The 3,278-nt window shown below is 66.4% G+C and carries 5 protein-coding genes; 3 read left to right on the top strand and 2 right to left on the bottom strand.

Translation table 11 applies throughout. The features are described from left to right. A partial coding sequence (locus tag ACIQ6O_RS15125; RefSeq protein WP_396208610.1) for an ankyrin repeat domain-containing protein occupies positions 1-480 on the top strand: 480 nt, incomplete at its 5' end. Between the two features lie 75 nt (positions 481-555). On the opposite strand, the gene ACIQ6O_RS15120 is transcribed toward ACIQ6O_RS15125, so the two are convergent. Next, a complete protein-coding gene (locus ACIQ6O_RS15120) occupies positions 556-801 on the bottom strand; it encodes a zinc ribbon domain-containing protein (protein ID WP_396208609.1) in 246 nt (81 codons plus the stop codon). Between the two features lie 54 nt (positions 802-855). Between ACIQ6O_RS15120 and ACIQ6O_RS15115 the strand changes: the two genes are divergently transcribed. Continuing rightward, positions 856-1,326 (top strand): RidA family protein, encoded by a 471-nt coding sequence (locus tag ACIQ6O_RS15115; RefSeq protein WP_396208608.1) that lies wholly within the window; start codon positions 856-858, stop codon positions 1,324-1,326. 123 nt (positions 1,327-1,449) lie between these two features. Here the strand turns inward: ACIQ6O_RS15115 and ACIQ6O_RS15110 are convergent, their stop codons facing one another. Next, on the bottom strand, positions 1,450-2,631 hold the full coding sequence (locus ACIQ6O_RS15110) for a hypothetical protein (RefSeq protein ID WP_396208607.1): 1,182 nt from the start codon (positions 2,629-2,631) through the stop codon (positions 1,450-1,452). Between the two features lie 131 nt (positions 2,632-2,762). On the opposite strand from ACIQ6O_RS15110, the gene ACIQ6O_RS15105 reads away from it, so the two are divergent. Continuing rightward, a partial coding sequence (locus ACIQ6O_RS15105; protein WP_396208606.1) for a hypothetical protein occupies positions 2,763-3,278 on the top strand: 516 nt, incomplete at its 3' end.

Here is a 3,278-nt window from a genome sequence, read left to right as displayed (position 1 = left end):
ATTCCCACCATCAAGCCGGTGGGGCGTCTGCCCGGTGACGAAGCGCCCGAGGAGGGCGGGGCGGGGGGAGCGGATCCCTCAGGGTTGCCGCCCATCCCGGATGGCGGCCCCGGTGTCTATCCCATCCACGCCGCATCGGGCGTGGGCTACGGCGAAGGGTTCGCCGCCAACTCGCATCGCCACGCGCCCGACGCGTGGATCCCGGCGGTGAAGTACCTGCTCGAGGAGATCAAGGCCGATCCCAATGCGCGTGATCACAACGGCTACAATCCGTTGCACCACGCGGCGGCGCGTGGGGACAACGAGCTCATTCAGTACCTGATGAGCAAGGGGACCGATGTGAAGGCCATGAGCCGCCGAGGCCAGACGACGGCGGACATGGCGAACGGGCCGGTGCAGCGCATTCCCCCCTTCCTCGAAACCGTGGATCTGCTGGTGAAGCTCGGCGCGAAGAACAGCAACAAGTGCAAGAGCTGCTGAGCCCGTGAACGACGAAGCCCGCGCCATACCAGCGCGGGCTTTTCGTTTCCACAGGGGCTGGAGTCAGCCGCGCGGTCAGTCGTCGTGGCTCAACTCGTACTGTCGCTGGGCATGCATCCGCTCGGCACCTTGCGCCTTGTCCCGGCGCTTGGCGGCATCCATCGCCTTGGCGTGCGTGCCTGAGGTCTTGAGAGCCGGGAGCGACAGCTGCTTTTCGAGCGCGGTGCTCCCGCATTCGGGGCAAGCCGGCTGCGCCGAGCCACGGACCAGCGTCTCGAAGGGATGCTGGCAGGAGGTGCAGACGAAGTCGAACATCGGCATATTGGGCCGTCTCCCTGAGTGTCACTGAAACCCACTGCTTCTGGAGGAAACGTAATGCATTCGACGCGTCGTTCCACGGCTTTCGCGCCCATGGCCGCCCTCTTCTCCGTTCTCGCGCTTTCGTCGGCATCGTCGGCGCAGGCACAGGCGGCGGGACGTCAGACGGTGGTGGGCGAGGGGCAGCGTATTTCGGCCACGCTGAGCCCGGGGATTCGGGTGGGTAACCTGCTGTGGGCGTCGGGGCAGCTCGGTACGAGCCCCACCGATACGACCATCGCCGGTCAGACCACGCGGGCGCTCGAAAGCACCGAGAAGGTGTTCAAGGCCGCCGGCACCACGCTCGCGGCGGCAGCCACCAAGTGCACGGTGTTCCTCACCGACGTGAAGGACTTCCAGGGGATGAACGGCGCGTATACCAAGTTCTTCCCCAGCAACCCGCCGGCCCGCTCCACCGTCGTGATCGCCGCGCTCGTCGTGCCCGGCGCCAAGGTGGAGATCGAGTGCCAGGGTGTGATTCCGCAGTAATCGTTTCCAGAGGAATTCGATCGACTGAAGACCGAAGACTGAAAGCTGAAAACTCCCCCGGGATCGCGAGATTCCCGGGGGAGTTTTCAGTCTTCGGTCTTCAGCTCTCAGTGTTCGCTGAAACTACTTCCCCGTCGGCCACACCACGCCCTGGCTGCCGCGCGGGACGGCGCCGATGCCCTTGTAGCGGAACTTCTGCACGCGCTTGCCTTCGTAGGTTTCCGTGGTGTACACGTTGCCCTTCGAATCGGTGGCAATGCTGTGCACGGCGAAGAACTGCCCGGGCTGACGGCCGCCGTCACCGAACCAGGTGAGAATCTCGAGCGACTGGCGGTCCATCACGTACACGCGCTCGTTCTTGCCGTCGGCGAGGTAGAGGTACTTCTGCTGCGGGTCACGCGAGAACGCGATGTCCCACACCGAACCGTCGCCGCGGGTTTCCTTGGCCACGCGCACTTCCTTCACGAACTTGCCGTCCTTCTGGAACACCTGGATACGGTCGTTCGGACGGTCACAGACATACACGAGCCCGTCGCTCGTGGGTTCGGCACAGTGCACCGGGTTCCGGAACTGCTGGGCCAACGGCGCCGAGGGGTCGTACGGAGGCATGCGGGCGTCATCGGGCTTGTTGCCGTAGGCCCCCCAGTAGCGCTTGATGCGGCCGCTGCTCGCGTCGATCACCGCGATACGCTTGTTGCCGTACCCGTCGGCCACGTAGGCCTCGCCGGCCTTGGCGTCGAACGTGATCTTGGCCACGCGTCCGAAGTGCGAGGTGTCGTTGCTGTTCGCCGCCTGCTTGGGTGTGCCATACTGGGCGAGGAACTTGCCGTCGTGGCTGAACTTGAGGATGTGCGAATCCGTGGCGCCATTGCCGCCGATCCACACGTTGTCCTTGTCATCGATGGCCACGCCGTGGTTCGACGAGGGCCAGTCGTAGCCCGAACCGGCGCCGCCCCACGCCTTCACGAGGTTACCGGCGGGGTCGAACTCGAGAATGGGCGGGGCCGAACGGCAGCACTCCCCGATGGGCGGGGTGGCGTTGGCGCCGGCTTCCGTGCGCTGGTTGAGCGTGGAATCACCGCGGTGAATGATGAACACGTGGTCGCGGCTGTCCACACCCACGCCGATCACCGACCCGAGGATCCAGTGGTTGGGAAGCGGCTTGGGCCAGAGCGGATCGACCTCGAATTTCGGGGCCTGCACCGTCTGACGGTCGTCGGCCTGCAGCGATGCCTGAGCGGCACCGAGGGCGGCGAGGGAAACGGCGAGCACGGTCCAACGTGTCGCGGGGCGGAACTTCGGCATCGCGTACTCCGAAGGGGGCAGGGGATCGTGGCGGGACGGTGTACAACCCGCGCACCGGTGGTAATTTCTGGAAGCCTTCGTGCAGCCGCGCACCGTGGGAGGGAGACGGTGACGCCTGCGTCGGGCCGGTCATGGCCGACGTGCTGAAGGTACCCGCCGTAACTCCCCTGTCCAGAGAATCGTTGCGCATCGGTCGCTTTCTGTCGGTGATCGCGATGTGGGTGGCATCCATGCTCCCCGCACGCGCTGTGCTGGCTCACGAGATTCCACGCCACGTGGGTGTGCGGGCGTACGTCGCGCCGGTCGCAGACCGGGTGCGTCTGCTCGTGCAGATCCCCATGGATGCGGTGCGCGATGTGGATTTTCCCGTGCTCGCCAACGATGCGCTGGATGTGTCGCGCGCCGCGCCCTACCTGCGCGATGCCGCGCAACTCTGGGTGGCCGACGCCATCGCCCTGCGCGACGGTGGCGCTGAACTCGGAGCCCCGCGGGTGATCGCGGTGCGTGCGGCGCTCCCGTCCGACCGGGCCTTTGATTCGTTCGGCGCCGCGCTGGCCGCCGTGTCGGCGCAGGGACTCCCCGCCGCGACGGACATTCCGCACGGCCAGCTGCGCCTCGAGGTGTTGCTGGAGGTGGCCACCGCCGCG

This window comes from Gemmatimonas sp. (assembly GCF_044345575.1).
In the GTDB taxonomy this organism is placed as follows: domain Bacteria; phylum Gemmatimonadota; class Gemmatimonadetes; order Gemmatimonadales; family Gemmatimonadaceae; genus Gemmatimonas.
This window is presented reverse-complemented; position numbering and strand designations above follow the sequence as displayed.

Coding starts and splice junctions, on each gene's coding strand:
- ACIQ6O_RS15120 (WP_396208609.1), bottom strand. CDS start 801: ATGCCGATGTTCGACTTCGTCTGCACCTCCTGCCAGCATCCCTTCGAG.
- ACIQ6O_RS15115 (WP_396208608.1), top strand. CDS start 856: ATGCATTCGACGCGTCGTTCCACGGCTTTCGCGCCCATGGCCGCCCTC.
- ACIQ6O_RS15110 (WP_396208607.1), bottom strand. CDS start 2,631: ATGCCGAAGTTCCGCCCCGCGACACGTTGGACCGTGCTCGCCGTTTCC.